Source organism: Acinetobacter sp. 1207_04 (assembly GCF_052850415.1).
The window spans coordinates 33124-56534 of sequence record NZ_VXCQ01000017.1; the positions used below are offsets into that span (position 1 = coordinate 33124).

General features: G+C 34.8%; 20 protein-coding genes. 14 read left to right on the forward strand and 6 right to left on the reverse strand.

Annotation, left to right across the window (positions count from 1 at the left end):
- Positions 1-69 precede the first annotated feature (69 nt).
- Positions 70-1620 carry a murein biosynthesis integral membrane protein MurJ gene (gene murJ / locus FW754_RS14185; RefSeq protein ID WP_446325018.1) on the forward strand — a complete coding sequence of 517 codons (1551 nt, stop codon included), beginning with the start codon at positions 70-72 and terminating at the stop codon, positions 1618-1620.
- A 79-nt stretch (positions 1621-1699) separates the two neighbouring features.
- Here murJ and FW754_RS14190 read toward each other — a convergent pair whose 3' ends face one another.
- From FW754_RS14190 to FW754_RS14210, 5 genes are all read right to left on the reverse strand, one after another.
- Positions 1700-2386, reverse strand: coding sequence for an FKBP-type peptidyl-prolyl cis-trans isomerase (locus tag FW754_RS14190; RefSeq protein WP_446325000.1), 687 nt, complete (start codon positions 2384-2386; stop codon positions 1700-1702).
- 236 nt (positions 2387-2622) lie between these two features.
- Positions 2623-3327, reverse strand: a complete 705-nt coding sequence (locus FW754_RS14195; RefSeq protein ID WP_446325001.1) for an FKBP-type peptidyl-prolyl cis-trans isomerase — start codon at positions 3325-3327, stop codon at positions 2623-2625.
- 224 nt (positions 3328-3551) lie between these two features.
- A complete protein-coding gene (locus tag FW754_RS14200) occupies positions 3552-5744 on the reverse strand; it encodes a polysaccharide biosynthesis tyrosine autokinase (RefSeq protein WP_446325002.1) in 2193 nt (730 codons plus the stop codon).
- A 14-nt stretch (positions 5745-5758) separates the two neighbouring features.
- Positions 5759-6193, reverse strand: coding sequence for a low molecular weight protein-tyrosine-phosphatase (locus FW754_RS14205; RefSeq protein ID WP_446325003.1), 435 nt, complete (start codon positions 6191-6193; stop codon positions 5759-5761).
- Positions 6193-7290, reverse strand: a complete 1098-nt coding sequence (locus FW754_RS14210; protein WP_446325004.1) for a polysaccharide biosynthesis/export family protein — start codon at positions 7288-7290, stop codon at positions 6193-6195. The genes FW754_RS14205 and FW754_RS14210 overlap by 1 nt, the downstream gene beginning before the upstream one ends.
- Positions 7291-7506: 216 nt before the next feature.
- Here FW754_RS14210 and tviB point away from each other — a divergent pair, with 216 nt between their 5' ends.
- The 12 genes from tviB to galE are packed head-to-tail and all read left to right on the forward strand — an operon-like array spanning position 7507 to position 20795.
- Complete coding sequence (gene tviB, locus FW754_RS14215; RefSeq protein ID WP_409512214.1) at positions 7507-8781, forward strand: Vi polysaccharide biosynthesis UDP-N-acetylglucosamine C-6 dehydrogenase TviB; 1275 nt, start codon at positions 7507-7509, stop codon at positions 8779-8781.
- Positions 8782-8784: 3 nt separating this feature from the next.
- Positions 8785-10080 (forward strand): polysaccharide biosynthesis protein, encoded by a 1296-nt coding sequence (locus tag FW754_RS14220; RefSeq protein ID WP_446325005.1) that lies wholly within the window; start codon positions 8785-8787, stop codon positions 10078-10080.
- Positions 10073-11029 (forward strand): glycosyltransferase, encoded by a 957-nt coding sequence (locus FW754_RS14225; protein WP_446325006.1) that lies wholly within the window; start codon positions 10073-10075, stop codon positions 11027-11029. The genes FW754_RS14220 and FW754_RS14225 overlap by 8 nt, the downstream gene beginning before the upstream one ends.
- Positions 11029-12108 (forward strand): glycosyltransferase family 4 protein, encoded by a 1080-nt coding sequence (locus tag FW754_RS14230; RefSeq protein WP_446325007.1) that lies wholly within the window; start codon positions 11029-11031, stop codon positions 12106-12108. The genes FW754_RS14225 and FW754_RS14230 overlap by 1 nt, the downstream gene beginning before the upstream one ends.
- On the forward strand, positions 12101-13090 hold the full coding sequence (locus tag FW754_RS14235; protein WP_446325008.1) for an EpsG family protein: 990 nt from the start codon (positions 12101-12103) through the stop codon (positions 13088-13090). Before FW754_RS14230 ends, FW754_RS14235 begins: the two co-directional genes overlap by 8 nt.
- A 3-nt stretch (positions 13091-13093) precedes the next feature.
- On the forward strand, positions 13094-14188 hold the full coding sequence (locus FW754_RS14240) for a glycosyltransferase (protein ID WP_446325009.1): 1095 nt from the start codon (positions 13094-13096) through the stop codon (positions 14186-14188).
- Positions 14178-15338 carry a glycosyltransferase family 4 protein gene (locus FW754_RS14245; protein WP_419348470.1) on the forward strand — a complete coding sequence of 387 codons (1161 nt, stop codon included), beginning with the start codon at positions 14178-14180 and terminating at the stop codon, positions 15336-15338. Before FW754_RS14240 ends, FW754_RS14245 begins: the two co-directional genes overlap by 11 nt.
- Complete coding sequence (locus FW754_RS14250; RefSeq protein ID WP_409512221.1) at positions 15322-15942, forward strand: sugar transferase; 621 nt, start codon at positions 15322-15324, stop codon at positions 15940-15942. Before FW754_RS14245 ends, FW754_RS14250 begins: the two co-directional genes overlap by 17 nt.
- Before the next feature lie 30 nt (positions 15943-15972).
- A complete protein-coding gene (gene galU, locus FW754_RS14255; protein WP_446325010.1) occupies positions 15973-16848 on the forward strand; it encodes a UTP--glucose-1-phosphate uridylyltransferase GalU in 876 nt (291 codons plus the stop codon).
- A gap of 18 nt (positions 16849-16866) precedes the next feature.
- A complete protein-coding gene (locus tag FW754_RS14260; protein ID WP_446325011.1) occupies positions 16867-18123 on the forward strand; it encodes a UDP binding domain-containing protein in 1257 nt (418 codons plus the stop codon).
- Positions 18120-19772 (forward strand): glucose-6-phosphate isomerase, encoded by a 1653-nt coding sequence (pgi, locus tag FW754_RS14265; RefSeq protein ID WP_446325012.1) that lies wholly within the window; start codon positions 18120-18122, stop codon positions 19770-19772. Before FW754_RS14260 ends, pgi begins: the two co-directional genes overlap by 4 nt.
- Before the next feature lie 3 nt (positions 19773-19775).
- Positions 19776-20795: a UDP-glucose 4-epimerase GalE gene (galE, locus tag FW754_RS14270; protein ID WP_446325013.1), complete on the forward strand. Its 1020-nt coding sequence runs from the start codon at positions 19776-19778 to the stop codon at positions 20793-20795.
- Positions 20796-20871: 76 nt separating this feature from the next.
- On the opposite strand, the gene FW754_RS14275 is transcribed toward galE, so the two are convergent.
- Positions 20872-22242 (reverse strand): phosphomannomutase CpsG, encoded by a 1371-nt coding sequence (locus FW754_RS14275; protein WP_446325014.1) that lies wholly within the window; start codon positions 22240-22242, stop codon positions 20872-20874.
- Positions 22243-22592: 350 nt separating this feature from the next.
- Here FW754_RS14275 and FW754_RS14280 point away from each other — a divergent pair.
- The coding region (locus FW754_RS14280) for an Ig-like domain-containing protein (RefSeq protein ID WP_446325015.1) at positions 22593-23411 on the forward strand (819 nt) is incomplete at its 3' end.

Here is a 23411-nt window from a genome sequence, read left to right on the forward strand (position 1 = left end):
AATCGAATTAAGAATTAACAACGTATTTTTAAGCCAACTTAATTACAATAGCGACATTATTATAATGGGATATATACGATGGCGCTTTGGCGATCGACCTTTATTGTCAGTGCAATGACAATGCTGTCACGAGTTCTAGGATTGGTTCGTGACATCGTGCTAATGAATGTATTTGGCGCAGGTAAAGACTTCGATACCTTTGTAGTTGCATTTCGTATTCCAAATTTTTTCAGGCGATTATTTGCCGAAGGGGCATTTTCTCAGGCATTTATTCCTATTTTAACTGAATATAAAACAACAAAATTGCATACAGAAGTACAAATTCTGATTAGTCGTGTTTTCGGTTGTTTATTACTCGCAATGTCAACGCTGACCTTGATCGCGATGATTGCAGCACCTGCAATTTTGTATCTTTATGCACCAGGTTTTCACAGTGATCCTGTAAAATTTGATCTTGCGGTTGATATGTTCCGTTTGACCATTCCTTACTTGATGTTTATGTCACTGACAGCATTTGCGAGTAGCATTTTAAATAGTTACGGATCATTTGCATCACCTGCATTTTCGCCTGTTTTGCTGAATTTGGCGATGATTGCAGGGGCGTGGTTGTTAACGCCATATATGGCTGAGCCGATTATGGCACTCGGTTGGGCAGTGGTCGTCGCAGGTATTTTACAGTTAGCGATTCAGATTCCAGAGTTGTGGAAGAAAAAATTACTGATTCCACCCAAAGTCGATTTTAAACATGAAGGTGTTGATCGTATTTTAAAATTGATGTTGCCTGCGCTTTTTGGTGTATCAGTAACGCAAATCAATTTATTGCTCAATACTATTTGGGCATCATTTATGCAAGATGGCTCAGTGTCATGGTTATATAGTGCAGAACGTATGACTGAATTACCTTTAGGCTTGATTGGTGTAGCGATTGGTACTGTAATTTTGCCATCACTTTCAATGAGTAAGGCAGAAGAAGATCAAGCGAAATTCCGTAGAATGCTCGATTGGGGCGCACGGATTATTGTGCTTGTCGGTGTACCTGCGAGTATTGCACTTTTCATGCTTTCAACCCCAATTATTCAAGCCTTATTTCAGCATGGTGCATTTGATGTGCGTGATACGCAAATGACAGCTATGGCACTGCAATGTATGAGTGGTGGTGTATTGGCATTTATGTTGATTAAAGTTTTTGCACCAGGTTTTTATGCAATTCAAGACACTAAAACGCCTGTCCGTGTGGGCTTAATTGCTGTTGCGACCAATGCAATTTTAAACATTGTTTTTATTGGTATTTTTAAGCTAATTGATTGGCAAGCAGAACATATGGCGCTTGCGATCGCATCATCAGGTTCAGCATTGGTCAATGCAGGTTTATTATATTTTTATTTACATAAGCGTGATATTTTCCGTTTTGGCGCTCATTGGAAAAAACTTTTTATACAATTTGCTGTAGCCAATATCGTTATGATTACAGCGTTGTGGTATGGCTTAACTTGGTATGATGGCAATGCATCACAATGGCTTCGTATAGTCGAAGTGGTTGGATTATGTGTACTCGGTGTTGTCGCTTATGCAGTAGGATTATTGGTTACAGGCTTTAGACCTCGCCAATTAAAGCATTAATATTTTAATAATAAGTATAAAAAATCGCACCTTAAATTGTGCGATTTTTTATGTCAAAAATTTATTTTTCAGATCAATTTTATAAAATTTTAATCAGTTCAATATCAAAAATAAGTGTGTTATTCGGTCCAATGGTATCACCTGCACCAATTTCACCATAAGCCAATTTTGCAGGAATAAAGAAACGATATTTAGCACCAGTTTTCATCAGTTGTAAGCCTTCAGTCCAACCTTGAATGACTTGGCTGACTTGAAATTCTACAGGTTGATCACGAGCAATTGAACTGTCAAAAACTGTACCGTTAATTAAACGACCTTCGTAATGCACAAGTACTTTAGATGATGCAGAAGGAGATTTGCCTGTACCTTGTTGTAAAACTTGATATTGCAAACCACTTGCTTGAGTGATAACACCTGATTTTTTTGCATTTTCAGCTAAGAACGCATCACCTTCTTTAGCATTTTTGATCGCAAGGCTTTTAAAGTCTTGTAATTGTTTCGCTTCACTTTGTTGTTTGTAATTTGCGAGCGCTTTTGCCATTTCTTCATCGGTTAATGTGGCTTTTTGACCATTAGAACCTTCTTTAATACCTTGTATAAATGCATCTAAATTAATATCTTTTAAGGTTTCAGCATTACTACGACCCATGACATAGCCATAGCTATAGCCTAATTGATCTTGTTGCGTACTTTTTGTGGTGATTGGGGCTGCCGTACTGATGACACTAAGGCTCAGGAGCGAGGTCGCTAAAACCATATTTTTCATATATATTTCCATGATTTAACAAAAGGCTTAATATTTATGCAAGCTCAGAAGGCAAATATTTGTGGATGCTTGTTCGATGCTGTAGATTGCAAAAGTGAATATTTTAGGGGTATAGATATAACATAATTAAGAAAACCAATAATGTATGTTGTCGCTAAAAGATTGAATAAATATTGATTTTAATTTTATGTCACTTAAAAAGGGAGAGCATGCTCTCCCATCTTTTTAATTTTAAATTATTTAACTTTAATGAGCTCTACATCAAAAATGAGAACGCTGTTTGGTGGAATAGAACCCGCTGTTTGTTCACCATAACCTAGGTTAGAAGGGATATATAAAGTCGCTTTACCGCCTTCTTTCATCAGTTGTAAACCTTCAGTCCACCCTGGAATCACTTGATTCAGCTGAAATTCAATTGGTTCACCACGGTCATAAGAGCTATCGAAAACAGTGTTATCAACTAATTGCCCTTTATAATGGACCTTAACCATAGACGTTGCCGTTGGATGAGCGCCCGTACCTTCTTTAGTAATCTTGTACTGTAGACCCGATGCAGTCGTAATTACACCTGGTTTTTTAGCATTTTCAGCAAGGAATTGATCATTCGTTGATACTGTGGTTTTGGCAGCATCTACTTGTTTTTGTTCTAATTCTTTTTGAAGCAATGCAGAAGCAGCTTTAAGCTCTTCATCGGTATAAATACGCTCTTGCTTTGCATGTGCCGCTCGAATGCCAGTAATGAAACCATCAACATTAAGCTCAGGAGGCGTTTGTTGACCAATTTCATAACCCAAAGCATAACTGATTTTATCAATCGGTTTTGCATCTCTAGACATGGTTGCAACGGTAGGTTGAGCAGGATGCTGCGTTGCATAATATACAGGTACAAGTGCAGCACCGCCTAATAAGACAGCGACAGCAATGGGTAAGGCTTTACTCATAGGTTTTCTCAGTTTTTAATCATTACAACACGAAATTAATCGTCATAGTTTAATTGATAAAGCATATCGCTTCTGTATAACAAACGATATCATTTTTGAATAAAATCAATGAAAAATATTGTGTAGGATTATTTTATTCCTAATTTAGCATTTGCTTATAGATTGATTTTTTTATAAAAAAAATTAGCTTTAAAAAAGCTGGGTTGGAACCCAGCTTTTTTAAATCAGTCTAAATCTTTATGAGCGGTATAGGCATAGGAATAATTGTATGCACTACTGCCTGCCATTTTCTGAATATCATTGAGAATTATACCATGTACTTTACTACCAGCTTGTTCAAAGCGAGTCACTGTTATTTCAAGTTCTTGAATCTGCGTTTTAGCAAAACGAGCAACGATCAAATTCACACCAGCATATTGTGAAATGATAATGCCATCTGTTACTGCAAGTACTGGTGGAGTATCCATAATGATATGGTCATATTGCGTAGACAATTGCTCAAGTAATTCTTTGAATTGCACTGAAGATAGCATTTCAGAAGGATTTCCTGGATTCTTACCACGCGCAATAAAGTCTAGATTTGCAACAGTTGTTTTATGAATGGCTTGTTCCAAAGATATTTTCGAAGCCATTAATTCAGTTAGCCCTGGTGCAGGTTCACGATCAAAATATTTGTGTAAATACCCACGACGCAAATCGGCATCAATCAATAAAACACGTTTATTACTTTGAGCAAAAATTACAGCAAGGTTAGTTGAAATAAAGGATTTACCGACTTCTGGTGCAGGGCCAGAAACTGCAATAATATTATTTTTAGCATTTGCCAAAGCAAAATGAATTGTGGTTCGAATACTGCGTAAGCTTTCGATCGCTACATCTTCCGAATTCTTTACTGCAAGAATAGGAATTGATTTCTTTTTCTTGAGTATTTGAATGCGACTTTCCTGAATAGGAGAACGTGGAACCGTTGCGTATACAGGGAGATCAAGCTCATTTTCAATCTGAGTAGAGTCTTTAATTCCTGAACGTAGCATATTACGCGTTAATGCAATAAGAACGCCAATAAACCCACCAACAAATAGAGATAAAATTAAAATAATGAGTTTACGTGGTTTAACAGGTTTAACAGGCTCTACAGCAGTATCAATAATCCGAACATTACCAATTTCGCCCGCTTTAGCAATCTTCAATTGTTGGTAGCTGTTAAGTAGAGAAGTATAAAGCTCAGTATTAACTTTTACATCACGATAGATTTGTAAGTACAAGCGCTGTGTTTCAGGTAGCTTTTTAATAGATTGGTTAAGTTCAGCCGTCTTATCATTGAGTGAAGCGACTTGTGCATTGATTTCAGCCATTAATGGATGATCAGGTGTATATTTTGCAGAAAGTTCAGCTTGCTTCTGTTTCAACTCGATTTTCATTTTTTCAAGATCGATATTTTGCCTAAGCATAAGCTCAGATTCTTGCGTGACATCAATGGTATTATATTGTTCACGGAATTGGTTGAACTTAATTTCAGACTCTTCGAGTTGTTTTTTTAATTCAGGAAGCTGTTTATCCAAAAAACTAAGCGTTTGTTTAGATTCTAACGATTTACGTTCAATATTTTGTACGGAATAAACATTAAGAATATTATTCAATACTTCTGTAATCGTTGCTTTATTTATCCCAGAATAATTTAATCCAATTACACCTGTCATTTTACCTTTTTCAGCAACAGTAAAGTCAGATGTAACCAATTTCATGGCAGATGGGAGTGATAGTTTTTTCAAAGTGAATGTTTGTTTAAATGGTGTCTTACTATAAATTTGAACATTCCAAAGACCCATTAAATCGGAAGATTGATTAATCTGATTTAAATTACCTTTGAAAACGATTTCATCTTTATAGCTTAAATTAAATCGATTTTGGTCTATAAAACTTAAAACTAATGGTTTGTCATTGTAATAGCTTGGTACATCAAGTTTTTTGATGAAGAAGCTTGACTGATTACGTGTATAAATAACAGCATCAGGTTTGTAGTCAAGGCTAATTTTATCTTGTGAAACTAAGCGGTCAAATAAATTATTTTGGTTGTCTTCAATTCGGATATTGAGATTTAAATTTTGAATGACTTGACCTAAAATTAATCTTGAATTTAGGATTTCAATTTCGGCATCCGCAGGCGATTTTCCACCAACGCTACCTGCAAGTGACCCTAAGTTCCCTAATAAGGCAGCAGATGCGGCACTTTTACCATCCTCTACAAGAATCATTGCATCTGTAGAATAACTAGAAGGTGTAACCCGTAAATAAAGTAAAGCGCAGATTAAGCTGAGTACGACACAAAGAGCAATTACTTTCCATTGTTCAATTAAAGAGAAAAATAACTCTTTTAAATCAATAGTATCTTCGCTAGTTTTTGAGTTCTGATTCATAAGTAAATAACTGATTAAATTTTAAGGTGTGATTGCCAATCTGAAACATAGCTTTGAATGTTAATACAAGTTTCGTCAAAAAAAGCCTGATCGTGCTTATAAGGGTCAGGTACATTTTGACTTTGCCAGTGTCCAAGTCTGAATACTTTACCTTTAGCAAAGGGCCAAATCTGCTCAATATGTTTCTGCTGATTTGTACTCATAACAAGAATTAAATCAGATTTTTTGATCAGTTCCGAATTGATTTGTTTTGCAACATGACTTCGCATATCGATATTCAAGGTATCCATACACAGAATTGCTTTATCGTCCGCAGAATGTCCAACCATTGCAGATAATCCAGCAGAATCAATCTGTAGTTCAGGGTGGTTGGCTTTGAGTAAGAACTCACCCATCGGGCTACGGCAAATATTACCAACACAAACAACGAGGATATTTCTAATTTGCATTAATTACCCCCTAATTGATCAAATGAATACAGTGCGCTTGAGAATGGTACAATCTGGTTCATAATGCGCTGCCAGCGAGTCAGACCCGTTGCATCAATATAAACGATATCATTTTTTTGCATGGCAAATTGATTAGCTAAAGAGAAGTTACCGAGGCTACTTAAATTCAAATGATAAATTGTAGAGTGGCGAGTCGTTAAGTCAGTACGCATTACATAAATTTTAGCAGCACTTGCAGAGTAGGGGTTAATACCTTCACTTTCACCCAGAACATCACTGAGAGTCATGCCCTGATCACGTAACGGAAGTGCTTGGCTTTTATTAGACTCACCCATTACATAAAGTTTCTGATTTTGCTTAGTATTTACAAAAATAGTGTCATTAGGTTGAATGAGTAGGTTGTGTAAAGATAGGCCTTGTTTCTCTAAAGTCAGTACATTGAGATTATACGTTTGACCCTGACGAATAAGTTGGATGCTAGTATTATCACCTGTTTCAGGATTAACACCACCAGCTTGTCCAAGTGCTGTATATATGCTGATGGGTTGATCATTTAAAGTAAACTGCCCACTACGAAGTACTTGTCCATTAACAAAATAGCGACGCCCTTCATAAGACAATACACGAACAACAACATCAGGATGCTTTAAATATTTAGCAAATTGATTGCGGAGCAATTGATTGGTGTCAGCAAGTGTTTTACCTGCGACTTTAATTTGACCAACTAAAGGCAAGTAGACATTTCCATTTGGATCAATTGGGTAGCCGACAGCTTTAATATTGGTTGCATCTTGTATCGGTGGCGTAATTTCTGGATAAGCCCAGAGCTGAATGGAAAGAACATCACCTGGGCTTAATTTATATATGTTTTGTTGATTTTTAAATAAACCGATGATATTCGTTGTACTTTGAGTGGTACTAAGTGCGATTTCAGGAAGGCTATTTTGAGTAAGTTGAACTACAGATAGCTCAGCACCTTGATCAGTTTTATAGGATCCTTGATCTGGAAGATCATAGGTTTGTAGACCAGATGTGACTGCACAACCAGAAAAAGACAAAGAAACTGCTAAAAAAAATAATGTGCGTTGGTACTTCACATTCAAGACCCTTAATTTTGTAGTGCTATTTGCGTTTACTTAAAATGTATCCATTATATTTTTTGATTGTATTCTATAATTTATCCAATGGGTATATTTAATGTATTAACCAAGTGTATCAAGCACAGCATACTCAGGTAAAATCTGCTATATTTACGCTTATATAAAGTTTGAGTTTGTTTGTATTAACACTCTTAATTCCTGTTGGATAAAAATATGTTTCAAATAGAACAGCTTAAAATTGCAATTATTGGTCTTGGCTATGTTGGTTTACCTTTGGCTGTTGAATTTGGAAAACATGTTTCAACAGTAGGTTTCGATATTAATACCACACGAATCAATGAATTAAAAAATGGTTTTGACCATACGCTTGAAGTAACTCAGCAAGAGTTGCAAAAGCAAACTTTATTGAGCTATACATCCGACATAGCACAATTGGATCAAAGCAATTTTTATATTGTCACTGTACCAACACCAATTGATGATTTTAAACAACCAGATTTAACACCACTTATTAAAGCATCTGAAAGTATTGCAAAGGTACTTAAAAACGGTGATATCGTAGTCTATGAATCTACAGTATATCCAGGTGCTACAGAAGAAGTCTGTATACCTGTATTAGAGAAAATGTCAGGATTGAGGTTTAATCAAGATTTCTTTGTGGGTTATAGTCCAGAACGTATTAACCCTGGTGATAAGCAACGCCATGTAACCAATATTCTAAAAATTACATCTGGATCTACTGAGCAAGTTGCAGATTATATTGATCAAGTTTATAAGCTAATTATTGAAGCGGGCACTTACAAAGCACCGTCTTTAAAAGTTGCTGAAGCTGCGAAAGTCATTGAAAACACCCAACGCGATGTCAATATTGCTTTAATTAATGAGCTAGCGCTTATTTTTAATAAGATGGGTATTGATACTGAGGAAGTGCTCAAAGCAGCAGGAACTAAGTGGAACTTTTTGAATTTCCGACCAGGATTGGTCGGAGGTCATTGTATTGGTGTAGATCCTTATTATCTAACACATAAGGCACAATCAATTGGTTTGCATCCTGAAATTATTCTTGCAGCTCGTCGTTTAAATGACCGTATGGGTGAATATGTTGCAACCCAACTAATTAAAGAAATGGTTAAAAAACGTATTCAGGTTGTTGGCTCAAAAATTCTAATTATGGGATTAAGTTTTAAAGAAAACTGTCCAGATATTCGAAATACTAAAATTGTAGATATGGTTAAGGCATTAAAAGAATATGATCTTGATTTAGATATTTATGATCCGTGGGTTGATGTGTCTGAAGCCGAAAATGAATATGGGCTTGCTCCTATTTCTGAGCTTGAAAGTCAGTACGATGCAATTGTTATAGCTGTTGCCCATGATGAATTCAAACAAATGTCGATAGATGAATTTAAAAAATTAGGTAAGGACCAATATGTTTTATATGATTTAAAATATGTATTGGATAAAGAACACAGTGATATAAGACTATAATCAATGAGCTTGGTTAAAAAATTAAAAAATAAAGTTTTTACCAACTCTATTTGGATGATGTCTGAAAAGTTAATATCTATTTTTGGTCTAATATTTGTAACCTCTTTTGTTGCAAAATATATAGGACCAGAGAATTTTGGAAAGCTAACATTTGCAAGTTCAATTTTTGCAATTATTCAAACCATAGCGATGTTAGGCTCTGAAAACATTATTTTTCAAAAAACAGCAAAAGATAGAAGGTTAGGCGAATATATTATTGATTCAACGAAAATTATTCGTGATCTTGTTTATGTAAGTTTATCTTTATTAACATTAGTCTATATATATTTATTTGCAGATCAGCTTACTTTTGTTTTTTCGGTAGCGACGAGTATTGCAATATATTTTGCAGTCCATGATGTTTACATTATTTATTTTAATGCAATTCTTCAGTCTAAAATCAATGCCTATTGTAATATTTTTGCATTAGTACTTTCTTTGATTGTCCGTTACTGTATTGCGAAATTTCAACTTGCTGTAGAACTTTTGAGTGTGCCAATCATATTAATTACGATGGTGCCTTTTTTCATACGTAAATATTTGTTTAGTAAAGTTAGACTAGCGCAAGGGGGAGTGACGCAAGAAAAAATTGATCGATATCGTAAATTTATGATTGGAGTTGGTCGTAAACTGGTGTTTTATTCTTTATCTGTTGCAATTTTTACTAAAACCTCTCAGCTATTTTTAGGGGTTAAGTCGCAATATGATCTTGGAATATATACAGTCGCAATGACTTTAGGGAATAGTTTTTATTTTGTTTTAGTTGCAATTATTTCTTCGTATTTTACCCAGATTTATACAGAAAAAAATTTTGAACAAAGTCAAAATATGGTCGCAAAATTAAGTGTGGTCATTGTTGGTATATGTCTAGTTGTGATGGTGTTTTTTGCTGTTAGTGGTGTCTATATTGTCCAGTGGTTGTATGGTACAGAATACGCGAGTGTTAATGATATTTTGCTGTTTACAGTCCTTGTTACACTATTTTCAGGTTTATCGACTGTTGCAGAAAAATATCTACTAAAATTTAATGCGTATGATTATTTAAAGAAGAAAACATTATACCTTGTTGCATTTAATATTGTTCTAACTGCCCTATTTGTTTATTTATGGGGGCTGAAAGGAGCAATTACTGCAATTTTAATTACAGAAATTATGTCTTATACCGTATTTAATTATTTTTATAAGAATGGAATAGTTTTCGATACACAAAAACGAATATTCCTTTTGTCAACTTACAGGAAGAATACTTTCAATGATTAAACTAAGTGTGATTATTCCCATATATAAAGTGGAAAACTACATTGTAGAGTGTTTAGAAAGCATATGCTGTCAGCTTGTTGAGGGGGTGGAAGTTATTTTGGTAAATGATGGAACACCAGATCGTTCAATGATTATTGCAAAAGAATATATTAATGAAAATTATAGTCAGTATTTAAACCAGTTTGTTTTTATTGATCAAGAGAACCAAGGACAAAGTGTAGCAAGGAATGTCGCACTCAAAAAAGCAACTGGAGAATATATATCTTTTATCGACTCAGATGATGTTTTATCAAAAGAGTATTTTAATAAGTTAGTTCCTTTATTGAGTGAAGTCGATATTATTCAATTTAAAAGCGCAAGATTTTTAGATAATACATCAGAAATGGTTAGTTTTAATGTTGGTTTGGCTAAACAACAAGGAGTGTATGAAACTTCTAGAGATCTAATGATTGATATCTTTAATCAAAGTGCTTGGTTTCCTTGGTTAAATGTTTATAAACGAGTTTTGTTTGATAGCTTGGAATTTCCAATAGGTGTTTATTTTGAAGATGCCGTGCTTATTCCAGAAGTGTTTCTGCGTGCTAAAGATATATATTTTTTAAATGATGTTCTATATTTTTACCGAATTAACAATGAAGGCAGTTTGCTAAATGTGTCAAACACAAATATTGAAAAAAAAATAAGAAGTTATGAGTTTGCTTTGAATCATTATATACAGAAATTGAATGATCAAAAAATATACTCCCCATCTTTTGTATCGATGTTGCAAGGTTACATTTCATTTGTATATCAAAATTTAGGTTTTTCAGGAGCTAAAGCTACTTATAATCAAATATTGAAAAATAAAAAATTAGTGAGCGTTGATATCGTTCATAAAAGAGGTAATAAGTTATTTTTCAGGTTTGGAATATACTTTATCGTTTTTCTCCGTTTATTAGGTAAATCATAATGAAAAGTATCTGCTTTTTAATCGGAAATATTAGTCATTCTGGTGGGACAGAGCGAGTTACAACAATTATTGCAAATGAGTTTGCAAAAAAAAATAAACAAGTCCATATATTGTCGTTGAGTGGGGTGGGTAATCCTTTTTTTGAGCAACATGAGAATATTATAAACAGTAGTTTATTCACTACAAATGTTTCTATGCGTCGTCATTTATTGGTTGTAATTGCAAAAATTAGAAAATATTTAATAGAACATCAGATCGAAACGCTTGTTGTGGTTGATAGTATTAGTTGTGTATTTACAGTGCCTGCTTGTTTAGGTTTAAAAATAAACCACATTTGTTGGGAACACTTTAATTTTAAAGTTAATTTAGGAACACGTTTTCGAGATTTAGGTCGTTGGATGGCGGGAAAATGGTGCACAAAAATAGTAACGCTAACCGAGCGTGATAAAAGTTTCTGGATTGAAAAATATCCAAAAATTAATAATAAAATATTTGTTATTGCAAATCCGAGCCTTTTTGAAAATTTAGACCATCAGCCGACATTAGAGAGTAGAACAGTATTGGCAGTGGGTCGTTTAGACTATATTAAAGGATTTGACCTGTTACTAGAGGCTTGGGCATTGGTCTGTAAAGAGGTAGATGAGAGATGGATACTAAATATAGTCGGTGGTGGGCAAGAAGATGCTAATTTAAAGCAGTTGGCACAAAACTTAGCTATTGAAACGCGAGTGATATTTTCGGGTCAACAAAAAGATGTTGATTCATTTTATAAAAAGGCTTCCATATATTGTTTAACTTCTAGAAACGAAGGGTTCCCAATGGTTTTACTAGAAGCACAAAGCTATGGGTTACCGGTTGTGGCTTTTGATTGCGATACAGGTCCAGCTGAAATATTATTAAATGATGAAAATGGTTATTTATGTAAACAAGGTCAGGTATCAAATTTTTCTTCTGCAATATTGAAAATAATATCTTCTGAAGATAGGTATCAAAATTTTGTTAAATCAGCATTTAGGAATAGCAAAAGATTTAAAATAGAAACTATTACTAAACGATGGCAGGATATGTTGAGTGATTAATTTAATTATTAATAGGAAAAAATTTTACTCGTTATTGGCTTTTCCATTGGCAATAATAATAGTTAGTATTCCATGGTTAAGCAACTATCCTGCTTATAAGGATATAGATGCATTTACATATGTGAATTTACTTGATTTAGGTATGTATGATGAATCATTAAAGTATGGTTTTTCAAACATTATTTCATATGTGAAAAATGAATGGGTTTGGGGGTTTCTAGTAACATTTTTAAGTGCAATGGGCTTATCATCGAAATTTATTTTTTTTACTTTCATACCTTTTTTAATTTATTTTATTTTAGCTCGTATTTTAATATTTAAAACTAATATTTTTTATTGTGTTTTTTTGATACATCCATTATTGATTTTATTCAATTTTAGTCAGCTTCGACTTGCTTTAGCAATAGCATTATTTTTTTATGCATATTATTTTTTTAAAAATAATATGCTTATTTTTTCTATTTTAGTTTTGAGTTGCTTGTTAATGCATACCTCAATGCTATTATTTATATCAGTTTTTTATTGTATTAATGTTTTGTTAAATAAAATTAGTGAAATAAATATTAAATTATTGCTCTTAGTTTTATTAGGTTTCATACTTGCTTTTTTAACTGGGCCATTGATTTCAGTTGTTCTAGGAGCAATCGGTGATAATCGGAGGTCTGAAATTTATTCGAGTAATGAATGGAATTCCTCTTATTTGTCTTCAGTGTATTGGTTAACTTTACTGATAATTTTTTTAATAGATGTTTATAAAAAGAAAGTGATTGGTTTTGAAATCGCAACAAGCATTGTTTTTATTTCATTAGTTGTGATAAGTCCATTTTTTACAGGTGGTTACCCTTATAGGTTTTTAACAGCTGTTTTAGTTTTAGTTATTATTGCCGTATCTCAGTTAAGTTTAAAAAATCGTTTATTAGCAATTTTATTATTAATGATTAGTTTTATTCAACAATCAATATTAATTATGCACTGGATTTGATTAATGAAAATTCTATATTTAATTACTGGTCTTGGCGGTGGCGGTGCTGAAAAAGTTGTTGCTGATTTGGCAGACCAAATGTTTCAACGTGGTTACCAAGTCAAAATAGCTTATTTAAAGGGCGAGGTTGTTGTACGTCCTGAAAATAGAGAAATTGAGTTAGTATATTTGGGGTTAGAGTCTGTAAAAAATTCAAAAAGTGTTTATAAGAAATATAAGGAACTCTTACAAAAATTTCAGCCTGATGTCGTACATGCACATATGGTACATGCAAATATTTTTGCACGTATCTCACGAATATTTTTTCCAGTTCCAAAGTTAATTTGTACCGCACATAGTAATAATGAAGGTGGAAAGGGGCGGATGTTCGCTTACCGATTAACGCACCATTTATCTGATTTGACAACCAATGTTAGTCAGTCGGCATCTCAAAGTTTTGAAGCTTTGGGCGCTGTTCCTAAAAATGGAATAACAACCGTTTATAATGGAATAAACTTAAATCGTTTTCATAGCCCAGAGCAAACTGATCATGAAATGCGTTTATCTCTAGGTTTATTAGATAGTGATGTAATGTTATTGGCTGTTGGACGGTTACATGAAGCTAAAGATTATCCGAATTTATTTAATGCTATTGAAATATTATTGAAAAATAATATTGAATATAAGCATCTACATCTGTATGTGGTAGGAGATGGTGATTTAAAACTGGAATTAGAACAATTAATTATAGATAAAGAGCTAAAGAATCAAGTGCATTTACTTGGTAGAAGAAATGATATTCCACAATTGATGTCAGCTGCAGATATATTTATCTTATCATCTTCATTTGAGGGTTTTGGTTTAGTTGTCGCAGAGGCTATGGCATGCGAAACGTATGTTGTTGCTACTGATTGTGGTGGAGTTAAAGAAGTCATGGGGGGATTTGGCACATTAGTTCCCAAAAGTGATTCTAAATTACTTGCCGAAGCTATCGAACAAGTATTGCAATTGGATTCTAGTGAAAAAGACAATAATTGTATTGGTGCATTGCAATACGTAAAAAATACCCTTGCATTGGACAACATAGTAGGGCAATGGATCGAAATATATGAGTCATAAAAAAAAGATTGCGTTAATTGGTACTACAGGTGCGAGTTTTTATGGATTCCGTGCAGACTTAATTAAAAAATTAGTGTTGGAAGGACATTATGTATATGCCCTTACATCTGAGTATACAGAGCAATGTATTGATAAAATCAAAGCATTAGGTGCTGAGCCAATTACGTATAACTTAAATAGAGGTGGTCTTAATCCTTTTGCAGATATTGCTTCTTATTTACAGTTAAAGCGTATTTTAAAAGAACTTAAACCAGATATAGTATTTTCATATTTTGCAAAACCTGTGATCTATGGAAGTTTAGCAGCTAAGGCAGCAGGTGTTCCAAGTGTTATTGGTATGCTAGAAGGGTTGGGTTACACATTTACCAATCAACCAGAAGGGCAAAGCAATAAAACCAAATTAGTCAAAAGTGTGCAGGTTATGCTCTATAAAATTGCATTTCCTTGTTTAGATAAAATGATTTTTCTTAATAAAGATGATCAACAAGATTTGATGCATACATATGGTTTAAATGTTCCTGAAGTACATATTTTGGGTGGAATTGGGTTGCATTTAGATCAATATCCTTTTTCAATAGCGTCATCAGATCCTATAAAATTTTTATTTATAGGTCGGTTGCTTAAAGAAAAAGGAGTTTTTGAACTTATCGAAGCAATGCGTATTGTAAAGAAAAATTATCCACAAGCACATTTTACAATTTTAGGTGCTATTGATCATCAAAATATGGGGGCTTTAAACCAAGATACCTTAAATCAGTTAATCCAAGAGAAATTATTTGAATATCCAGGTTATGTTACAAATGTACAAAATTGGATAGCTGACAGTAGTGTGTTTGTTCTGCCATCATATAGGGAAGGTGTACCACGTAGCACTCAAGAAGCAATGGCTATTGGGCGAGCAATAATAACTACGGATGTACCTGGTTGCCGTGAAACTGTTGTTGATGGTGTGAACGGCTTTTTAGTTCCCTGCTGGAATCCTGAAGCATTGGCAGAAAAAATGTGTTATTTTATAGAACATCCAGAACAAGTCGGCTTGATGGGGTTTGAAAGTCATAAAATGGCCACAGAGCACTTCGATGCTGATAAGGCAAATAAAAAATTATTTGAAATAATGGGTTTAAAACAGTCAAATGAAAAGATTACTTGATATCATCATAGCATCAATAGCGTTGTTGTTACTTTCCCCTGTTTTTATATTGGTTGCTTTCAAAGTTCGTAAAAATTTGGGTTCTCCAATTTTCTTTTACCAAGAACGACCTGGTAAAAATGGAAAACTTTTTAAAATGATGAAGTTTCGCTCGATGAAAGATGCGAATGACAGCCAAGGCAATCCATTACCCGATGAACAGCGAATTACACCATTTGGTCAAAAACTTCGTTCAACAAGTTTGGATGAAATGCCACAACTCATCAATGTACTTAAAGGCGATATGAGTGTAGTTGGTCCGCGTCCAATGTTGAAAGAATTTGTTGAACTTTACTCGCCTGAGCAAGCTCGACGCCTTGAAGTTCGTCCAGGTATGACAGGACTTGCACAAATCAGTGGTCGTAACGATCTTGATTATGAAGAGCGCTTCAAATGTGATGTATGGTATGTCGATCATCATAATATATTCGTTGATTTTAAAATTATGTTTAAAACAGTTTCCGTTATGACTAATAAAGAGGGCATTAATGCTCCTGGTCATGTTGGTCCTTCATTGTTTCAAGGCAATGAATCACAAAAAACAAATGATGAAGTTAAATCATAATTTTTTATTTATTTGAGTCAGTATAAGTTAATGATCAAAAAAGCTATTCTTCCAGTTGCAGGTTTGGGTACTCGTTTTTTACCAGCAAGTAAATCTATTCCAAAAGAAATGGTCACCGTTGTCGATCGACCTGCAATTGAGTATGTTGTTAAGGAAGCTGTAGCAGCAGGTATAGAGCAAATTGTACTTGTCACACATTCTTCAAAAGCATCCATTGAAAATTATTTTGATCGTAATTTTGAACTTGAAACGACTCTTGAAAATAAGAAAAAGTTTGATTTACTCAAAGAAATTACTGAAATTTTACCACCAAATGTGTCTGTGATCAGTGTACGCCAGCCTCAGCCTTTGGGTTTAGGTCATGCTGTGCTTTGCGCTAAAGATATTATTGGCGATGAGGATTTTGCTGTACTTTTACCCGATGTATTGGTTAAGAATACTGATGCTGATAATGATTTAAACTTGATGATTCAACGCTTTAGTTTAACCTCAGCAGCACAAATTATGGTTGAAGCTGTGCCTGATGATTTAGTTGATCAGTATGGAATTGTTGATGTTACTCAAGCACCTGCTGAAGGTGAGAGTTCAATCATGCAAGGTATTGTTGAAAAGCCCGCTGTAGGCACAGCACCATCGAATTTATCTGTGGTGGGTCGTTATGTTTTACCTGCAAAAATTATGCAGTTATTAGAAAATACGCCTAAAGGTGCGGGAAACGAAATTCAACTTACAGACGCAATTGCAGCGTTACAAAAAATTGAAAATGTTGAAGCTTACCGCATGAAAGGTCAGACCTTTGACTGTGGTAGTAAAATTGGTTATTTGAAAGCAGTCTTGCATTATGGCATTGAACATCCAAAATTGGGTGATGAATTTAAACAGCTTATTCAAGCGTTAAAATTATAATAAAATTTTAGGTGTTGCATGAAAATTAATGTTTTTGGAGCGACCCTGCAAGCGGGTGTACTTGCGGGATTGTTCGCAGAACATGGGCATCAAGTATTTTGGTGTTCAAATGAACTTGGTCGTAAGGATCAAGTTCATTATCAAAATGAAGATGTGAATCGGTTGATTCAACAACAAGTTATATCAGGGTTTTTACATCTAGGCTCTTTTGATGAATTACCTGTAGACAATGATGTGTATGTTTTTAGTTATGCCGCAACTGAGCAAGATCGTACATTAGCCTTATTGGATCGTATTCATAAGATTACAGTTGAACCAAAGGGTTTATTCATCAATGGGTCAACTTTTGGTTTGCACGGTACTGAAGCACTCAAACAAAAATTAAATACCGAAAACTGGGCTTATTTACCTGATGTTATTCAGGAAGGGAATGCGCTTGGTAGTTTTACCTATGCAAAACAAGTCATTGTGGGTGTGGATCATGATGATGTGAAGTCAATGATGCAAGAGTTGCTCCGTCCATTTTTTCAATTCCAACATCAGTATTTATTTATGCCGATTCTTGATGCGGAATTTACAAAATTGAGTATTTCTGGCATGTTGGCAATGCGTATTGGATATATGAATGATCTTGCATTGGTATCAGAAAAGCTTGGTATTGATATTTTTAATGTACAACAAGGTCTAGCCGCAGATAGTCGAATTGGTTCGGCCTATTTGTCGGCAGGTGCAGGCTTTGGTGGTGAAAATTTTTCACATGATATTTTAACTTTATCCAATACAGTTTCAGATATTGGTGTACGAAGTCAATTGCTTGAACAAGTTTGGCAAAATAATGAACGACAAAAAGAAGTATTATTCCGAAAATTATGGAATCATTTTCAAACTAATTTAAAACATAAAAAAATTGCGATTTGGGGTGCTTCATTTAAAGAAAATACCTCAAGTATTCATAATGCACCCATCCATGCTTTGCTTGAAGCCTTGTGGGCGCAAGGGGCAATCGTACATTTACATGATCCTCAAGCCTTACCTGAAATTCATCAGCACTATGGTGATCGTTCAGATTTAATCTTATTTGAAGATCAATATCAGGCGACTGCTCAGGCCGATGCATTATGTTTGATGACAGCTTGGAAACAATATTTAAGTCCTGATTTTCAAAAATTAAAATCTCAAATGAAGCATTTACTGTTGCTTGATGGGCGTAATGTTTATGATCCAGCTTTTGTGAAAGCTCAAGGTTTTACTTATCAAGGGGTTGGGCGTTCATGAGTGATTCAAATCAGATAAAAGATCCGACCTTTTTACAGTTAAAACTATTATCTGAACAATTTTCAGAACTACATTTAAATGATCTCTTTGATCAAGATAATTTGCGTTTTGAGCAATTGTCTACGCAATTTGAACAATTGGTTTTTGATTATAGTAAGCAACGTCTACAGCAACCTGTGATGGATGTTTTATTACAATTTGCGATATCAAAGCAATTAAAGTCATGGATTCATCGATTATTTTCAGATGAACAGATTAACTATACAGAGCAACGTGCAGCCATGCATTGGGCTTTGCGTGTGCCTAAACATGTGCAAACTGAGATTAATCATGATGTTCATCAACAACTTGATCGGATGTATCAAGTCGTTGAAAAAATTCATGCTGGACAGTACCGTGGTTATACGGGGGAAGTCATTCGTGATGTCGTGAATATTGGTGTCGGTGGTTCTGATCTTGGGCCATTGATGGTCAGTCATGCATTACAAGATTTTAAGGTTCACACAACGCAATCTTTAGATGTACATTTTGTTTCGACCATTGATGGTAGTCAGCTATCAGAATTGTTACATCAACTGCGTCCAGAAACGACTTTATTTATTATTTCATCTAAATCTTTTGGCACCATTGATACGCTTTCTAATGCACATACGGTTCGTCAATGGCTTGAAAAAGCACTGGGGCAAGATACGGGTGTTGTTAAAAGTCACTTTATTGGTGTTTCAACTAAACCTGAAAAGATGACCGAATGGGGGATTCATCCTGATAACCAGTTTTTACTTTGGGACTGGGTGGGGGGGCGCTATTCTTTATGGTCATGTATTGGTTTCCCGATAGCATTAACTATTGGTGTAGAAGGCTTTAAACAATTTCTTGCAGGTGCTTATGCGATAGATGAGCATTTTCAGAACGAGCCATTTGAGCAAAATATTCCTGTTTTAATGGGAATGTTAGGGGTGTGGAATAATAACTTTCTAAATATTCAGACACATGCGGTATTACCTTATGATGGTCGTTTAAAATATTTTGCGGCGTATTTACAGCAGTTAGAAATGGAGTCAAATGGCAAATCCATTCAACGCAATGGACAGTCTGTCGATATGGATACTTGCCCGATTTTATGGGGTGAAGTAGGGCCAAATGCGCAGCATGCCTTTTATCAACTATTGCATCAAGGGACACATTCGGTACATTGTGATTTTATTGCTCCTGTACATCGTTACAAAGCCAACCAATTTACTTATGCAGAAAATGCAGAAGCATTGATTGAACAGCATCATTTAGCGTTGTCGAATTGTTTGGCACAGTCAAGATTATTGGCATTTGGTAACAAAGCTTTAAATCAGCAAGAAATTGAATCATTACCCATGTATAAACAATATACTGGCAATCAACCAAGTACGACAATTTTGCTCAAAGAACTGAATCCTTATAGCTTGGGTATGTTAATTGCGAGTTATGAACATAAAGTGTTTGTACAGTCAGTGATTTGGAATATCAACCCATTTGATCAATGGGGCGTAGAAAAAGGCAAAGAAATTGCCAACCAGTTGTTACCTATTTTAAATGGTACAGCACATAATTTTGAACATTTAGATGCATCAACTCAGGGGTTGATTAAAGTCCTCTTGAATCAGGAAGAGATTTAAAAAATGGCAAATATTTTAGTAACAGGTGGTGCAGGTTATATTGGTTCACATACTTGTGTCGAATTATTGACGGCAGGGCATGATGTTGTTGTACTAGATAATTTGTCTAATAGTTCAGAAGAATCGCTCAAGCGAGTTCAGGTGTTAGCTAATAAGACCCTAACGTTTATTGAGGGTGATATTCGTGATGCTAAAGCATTGGATCAACTCTTTAGTCTGTATAAGATTGATGCAGTGATTCATTTTGCAGGTTTAAAGGCGGTAGGTGAAAGCCAGCAAATTCCACTTACTTATTTTGATAATAATATTGCGGGTTCAATTAACCTTGTTCAAGCGATGGCTCGAGCAAATGTTTTGAAACTGGTTTTTAGTTCTTCAGCAACAGTTTACGATGAAGCTAATGTTTCACCTTTAAATGAGACAATGCCAACAGGTATGCCAAGCAATAATTATGGTTATACTAAATTGATTGTAGAGCAATTATTAGAAAAATTATCGATTTCTGATGAGCGTTGGTCAATTGCTTTGTTGCGCTATTTTAATCCTGTTGGTGCACATAAAAGTGGTCGAATTGGTGAAGATCCTCAAGGAATTCCAAATAATTTAATGCCATTTGTCACGCAAGTTGCAGTGGGTCGCCGTGAAGAGCTTTCTATTTATGGTAATGATTACGACACTGTAGATGGTACAGGTGTACGTGATTATATTCATGTGGTTGATTTAGCGAATGCACATTTATGTGCATTGAATAATCGCTTATTTGCAACAGGTTGCCGTGCTTGGAATATTGGAACAGGTAATGGTTCATCTGTTTTAGAAGTGAAAAATGCCTTTGAAAAAGTAAATGGTGTTCCTGTTGCATTTAAATTTGCACCACGTCGTGAGGGTGATGTTGCGATTTCATTTGCCGATAATGCTCGTGCTGTTTCAGAATTAAATTGGACGCCAAAATATCAATTGGAAGACATGCTTGCTGATAGCTGGAACTGGCAGAAGCAGAATCCAACAGGCTATAAAAACTGATTGATATAAAGGCAGTTTTATTCAGATTGAAAAAAGGAGTCCATAAGGGCTCCTTTTTCTTTTAGTCGACAGAAGATTAACCTTGAATCAATTGGGTCAATTCATTTACATAATCTTGCATCGGTTTTGGATTTTTGTCTGTACGGCTTTCAATATTCAAACGGAGCAACGGCTCTGTATTCGAGGCGCGAATATTTAAACGCCATGCACCGAAATCAAGGCTTACACCATCGGTACGATCAATCGTAGGTTGTTGATCTACATAATTGTCAAAAATTTTCTGAATGGTCTTTTGAGTATCTTCAACTTTAAAGTTAATTTCACCACTACATGGAAATTTAGCAATCATCCCTTCAACTAAAGAGGAAAGAGATTGTTTAGTTTCAGATAATACGGCTATCGCCAATAGCCATGGAATCATACCACTATCACAATAGGCAAAATCACGGAAATAATGATGAGCACTCATTTCACCACCATATACTGCATTTTGTTCACGCATTTTATCTTTAATAAATGAATGACCAGATTGTGATTGAACTGCAATACCTTGATATTTTTCAATGATATCAAGCGTATTCCAAACTAAGCGCGGATCATGAACAATCTTTTCCCCAGCTTGTTTCAATAAGAAAGCCTGTGCTAGTAAACCGACAATATAATAACCTTCAATGAATTGCCCTTTCTCATCAAATAAGAAGCAACGGTCAAAATCACCATCCCATGCAATACCCATATCTGCTTGATGCTCAAGTACAGCATTTGAGGTACTTGCACGATTCTCAATTAAAATTGGATTGGGAATACCATTTGGAAATGTACCATCAGCATCATTATGAATTTTAATGAATTCAACTGGAATATTGAGCTGCTTAAATTGAGCTTCAATTGCATCAACGACATGACCTGCTGCACCATTGCCAGCATTCATCACGAGTTTTAATGGACGAATTGAAGAAGGATTAATATATCCCATCAAATGCTGAATAAATTCAGGAAGAATATTATATTTTTCTGTTGAGCCTTTTTGATTTACTTCAATGAATTGTTCAGATTCAGCCAAAGTCTGAATCTCTTTTAAACCAGAATCCGCACCAATGGGACGAGCATTTTCACGTACAAGCTTAAGTCCATTGTAATCCATTGGATTATGGCTGGCAGTGATTTCAATACCACCTTGTACATCTAAATGAAATGCACCGAAATAAACTTCTTCCGTACCCGTCATACCTAGGTCAAGAACATTTACACCCGCGTCATTTAAGCCCCGAATCGTGGCTTGTTTTAAAGCTTCACTGGTTAGACGAACATCACATCCGACTACAATTTTTTTGGGTTGATAGATCTGACCATAAGCCCGACCTATTTTATAGGCAATATCTTCATTCAGCTCTGTCCCGAGCTTTCCACGAATATCGTAGGCTTTAAAGCAGGTGAGTTTATTCATTCTTCGATCGTTCTTTAGTGTTAGTGATATATATCAAAAGTATAGCTTAAATTGGATTAAATGATCAGATTCTTGTTTATTGTTCAGAAATGTAAAGCAAAAGTTAAATTTATATATTCCGATAAACTGTCAGATATTTTTATAAATTATTAAAAGATTTAGAAAAACAAATTGTTATGAATATTGATGTGATACGTGAAAATGTTATTGATCGGAAATTTCGGAGGGGGTTGAAAAAAAATTGATCAATTTAAATAAAAATGTTAAAAATGCCTACCAAATCACAGAAATGCAAAAAATATTGCAACATCTATAAAAATTCATGCAACTTTGCTTAAGGTATAAAAAATATGTCTAATCAAGATATTACAAATTTGAACGCAGTCGCTGCAGGCATTCTTCCTTCACCTACTTTCAACGTAGGTCTAAATGGTCTTAACGTGTCTGGACTAGGGGAGATTGGCTTTACAGGTACAGTTACAATTACCAATCAGAAAGGCGAGATTGTCGGTAGTGGTTTATATAATAGCCTTGGCCGCTATTCATTTAATTTAACAAAACCACAGCTAAATGGTGAAAAATTATTTGCAACATTAACAGATGGGAGCGGAAATTCTTCATTGCCAGTGGGAGCTACTGCTCCAGATATTACACCACCAGAACCACCGTCTGTTGTGTTTAATGCCGCTGGTAGTAATATTTCAGGGGTGAGTGAACCTGATGCCCGAATTAAAATTGTTGATTCAGCCTCAGGCCGTATCATTGCTACAGCAATTGCAGATAAGGATGGGACGTATTCAGTAACTATAAAACCTGCTTTAACAAATGGTCAAGAGATCGAAGTTACAGCGATGGACTTGAGTGACTTGATATCTGAGCCTGCAGTGGTGAAAGCTCCAGTGGTTATTTTACCAAAGTCACCCACTGATGTTGAAGTTGTCGATGGTGGTACGACTGTTACAGGTAAAGCTGAATCAGGTCAAAAAATTGATATCAAAGATGCAAATGGTAAAGATATTGGAACAGGGATAACTGATTCCAATGGTAATTTTGAAATTAAATTGGATGTTCCACAAAAAAATGGTGAACCAGTTTCTGTAACAGCGACTGATTTAAATACAACATTGGTATCACCACCAACAGAAGTGAATGCTCCAGATTTAACACCG

Excerpts from the sequence above, each read along its gene's own strand:
- FW754_RS14275 (WP_446325014.1), bottom strand. The coding sequence starts at position 22,242 with ATGAATAAACTCACCTGCTTTAAAGCCTACGATATTCGTGGAAAGCTC.
- FW754_RS14260 (WP_446325011.1), top strand. The coding sequence starts at position 16,867 with ATGAAAATTAATGTTTTTGGAGCGACCCTGCAAGCGGGTGTACTTGCG.
- FW754_RS14220 (WP_446325005.1), top strand. The coding sequence starts at position 8,785 with ATGAGCTTGGTTAAAAAATTAAAAAATAAAGTTTTTACCAACTCTATT.
- FW754_RS14200 (WP_446325002.1), bottom strand. The coding sequence starts at position 5,744 with ATGAATCAGAACTCAAAAACTAGCGAAGATACTATTGATTTAAAAGAG.
- FW754_RS14225 (WP_446325006.1), top strand. The coding sequence starts at position 10,073 with ATGATTAAACTAAGTGTGATTATTCCCATATATAAAGTGGAAAACTAC.
- galE (WP_446325013.1), top strand. The coding sequence starts at position 19,776 with ATGGCAAATATTTTAGTAACAGGTGGTGCAGGTTATATTGGTTCACAT.
- FW754_RS14205 (WP_446325003.1), bottom strand. The coding sequence starts at position 6,193 with ATGCAAATTAGAAATATCCTCGTTGTTTGTGTTGGTAATATTTGCCGT.
- galU (WP_446325010.1), top strand. The coding sequence starts at position 15,973 with ATGATCAAAAAAGCTATTCTTCCAGTTGCAGGTTTGGGTACTCGTTTT.
- FW754_RS14195 (WP_446325001.1), bottom strand. The coding sequence starts at position 3,327 with ATGAGTAAAGCCTTACCCATTGCTGTCGCTGTCTTATTAGGCGGTGCT.
- FW754_RS14240 (WP_446325009.1), top strand. The coding sequence starts at position 13,094 with ATGAAAATTCTATATTTAATTACTGGTCTTGGCGGTGGCGGTGCTGAA.
- pgi (WP_446325012.1), top strand. The coding sequence starts at position 18,120 with ATGAGTGATTCAAATCAGATAAAAGATCCGACCTTTTTACAGTTAAAA.
- tviB (WP_409512214.1), top strand. The coding sequence starts at position 7,507 with ATGTTTCAAATAGAACAGCTTAAAATTGCAATTATTGGTCTTGGCTAT.
- FW754_RS14250 (WP_409512221.1), top strand. The coding sequence starts at position 15,322 with ATGAAAAGATTACTTGATATCATCATAGCATCAATAGCGTTGTTGTTA.
- FW754_RS14245 (WP_419348470.1), top strand. The coding sequence starts at position 14,178 with ATGAGTCATAAAAAAAAGATTGCGTTAATTGGTACTACAGGTGCGAGT.
- FW754_RS14190 (WP_446325000.1), bottom strand. The coding sequence starts at position 2,386 with ATGAAAAATATGGTTTTAGCGACCTCGCTCCTGAGCCTTAGTGTCATC.
- FW754_RS14230 (WP_446325007.1), top strand. The coding sequence starts at position 11,029 with ATGAAAAGTATCTGCTTTTTAATCGGAAATATTAGTCATTCTGGTGGG.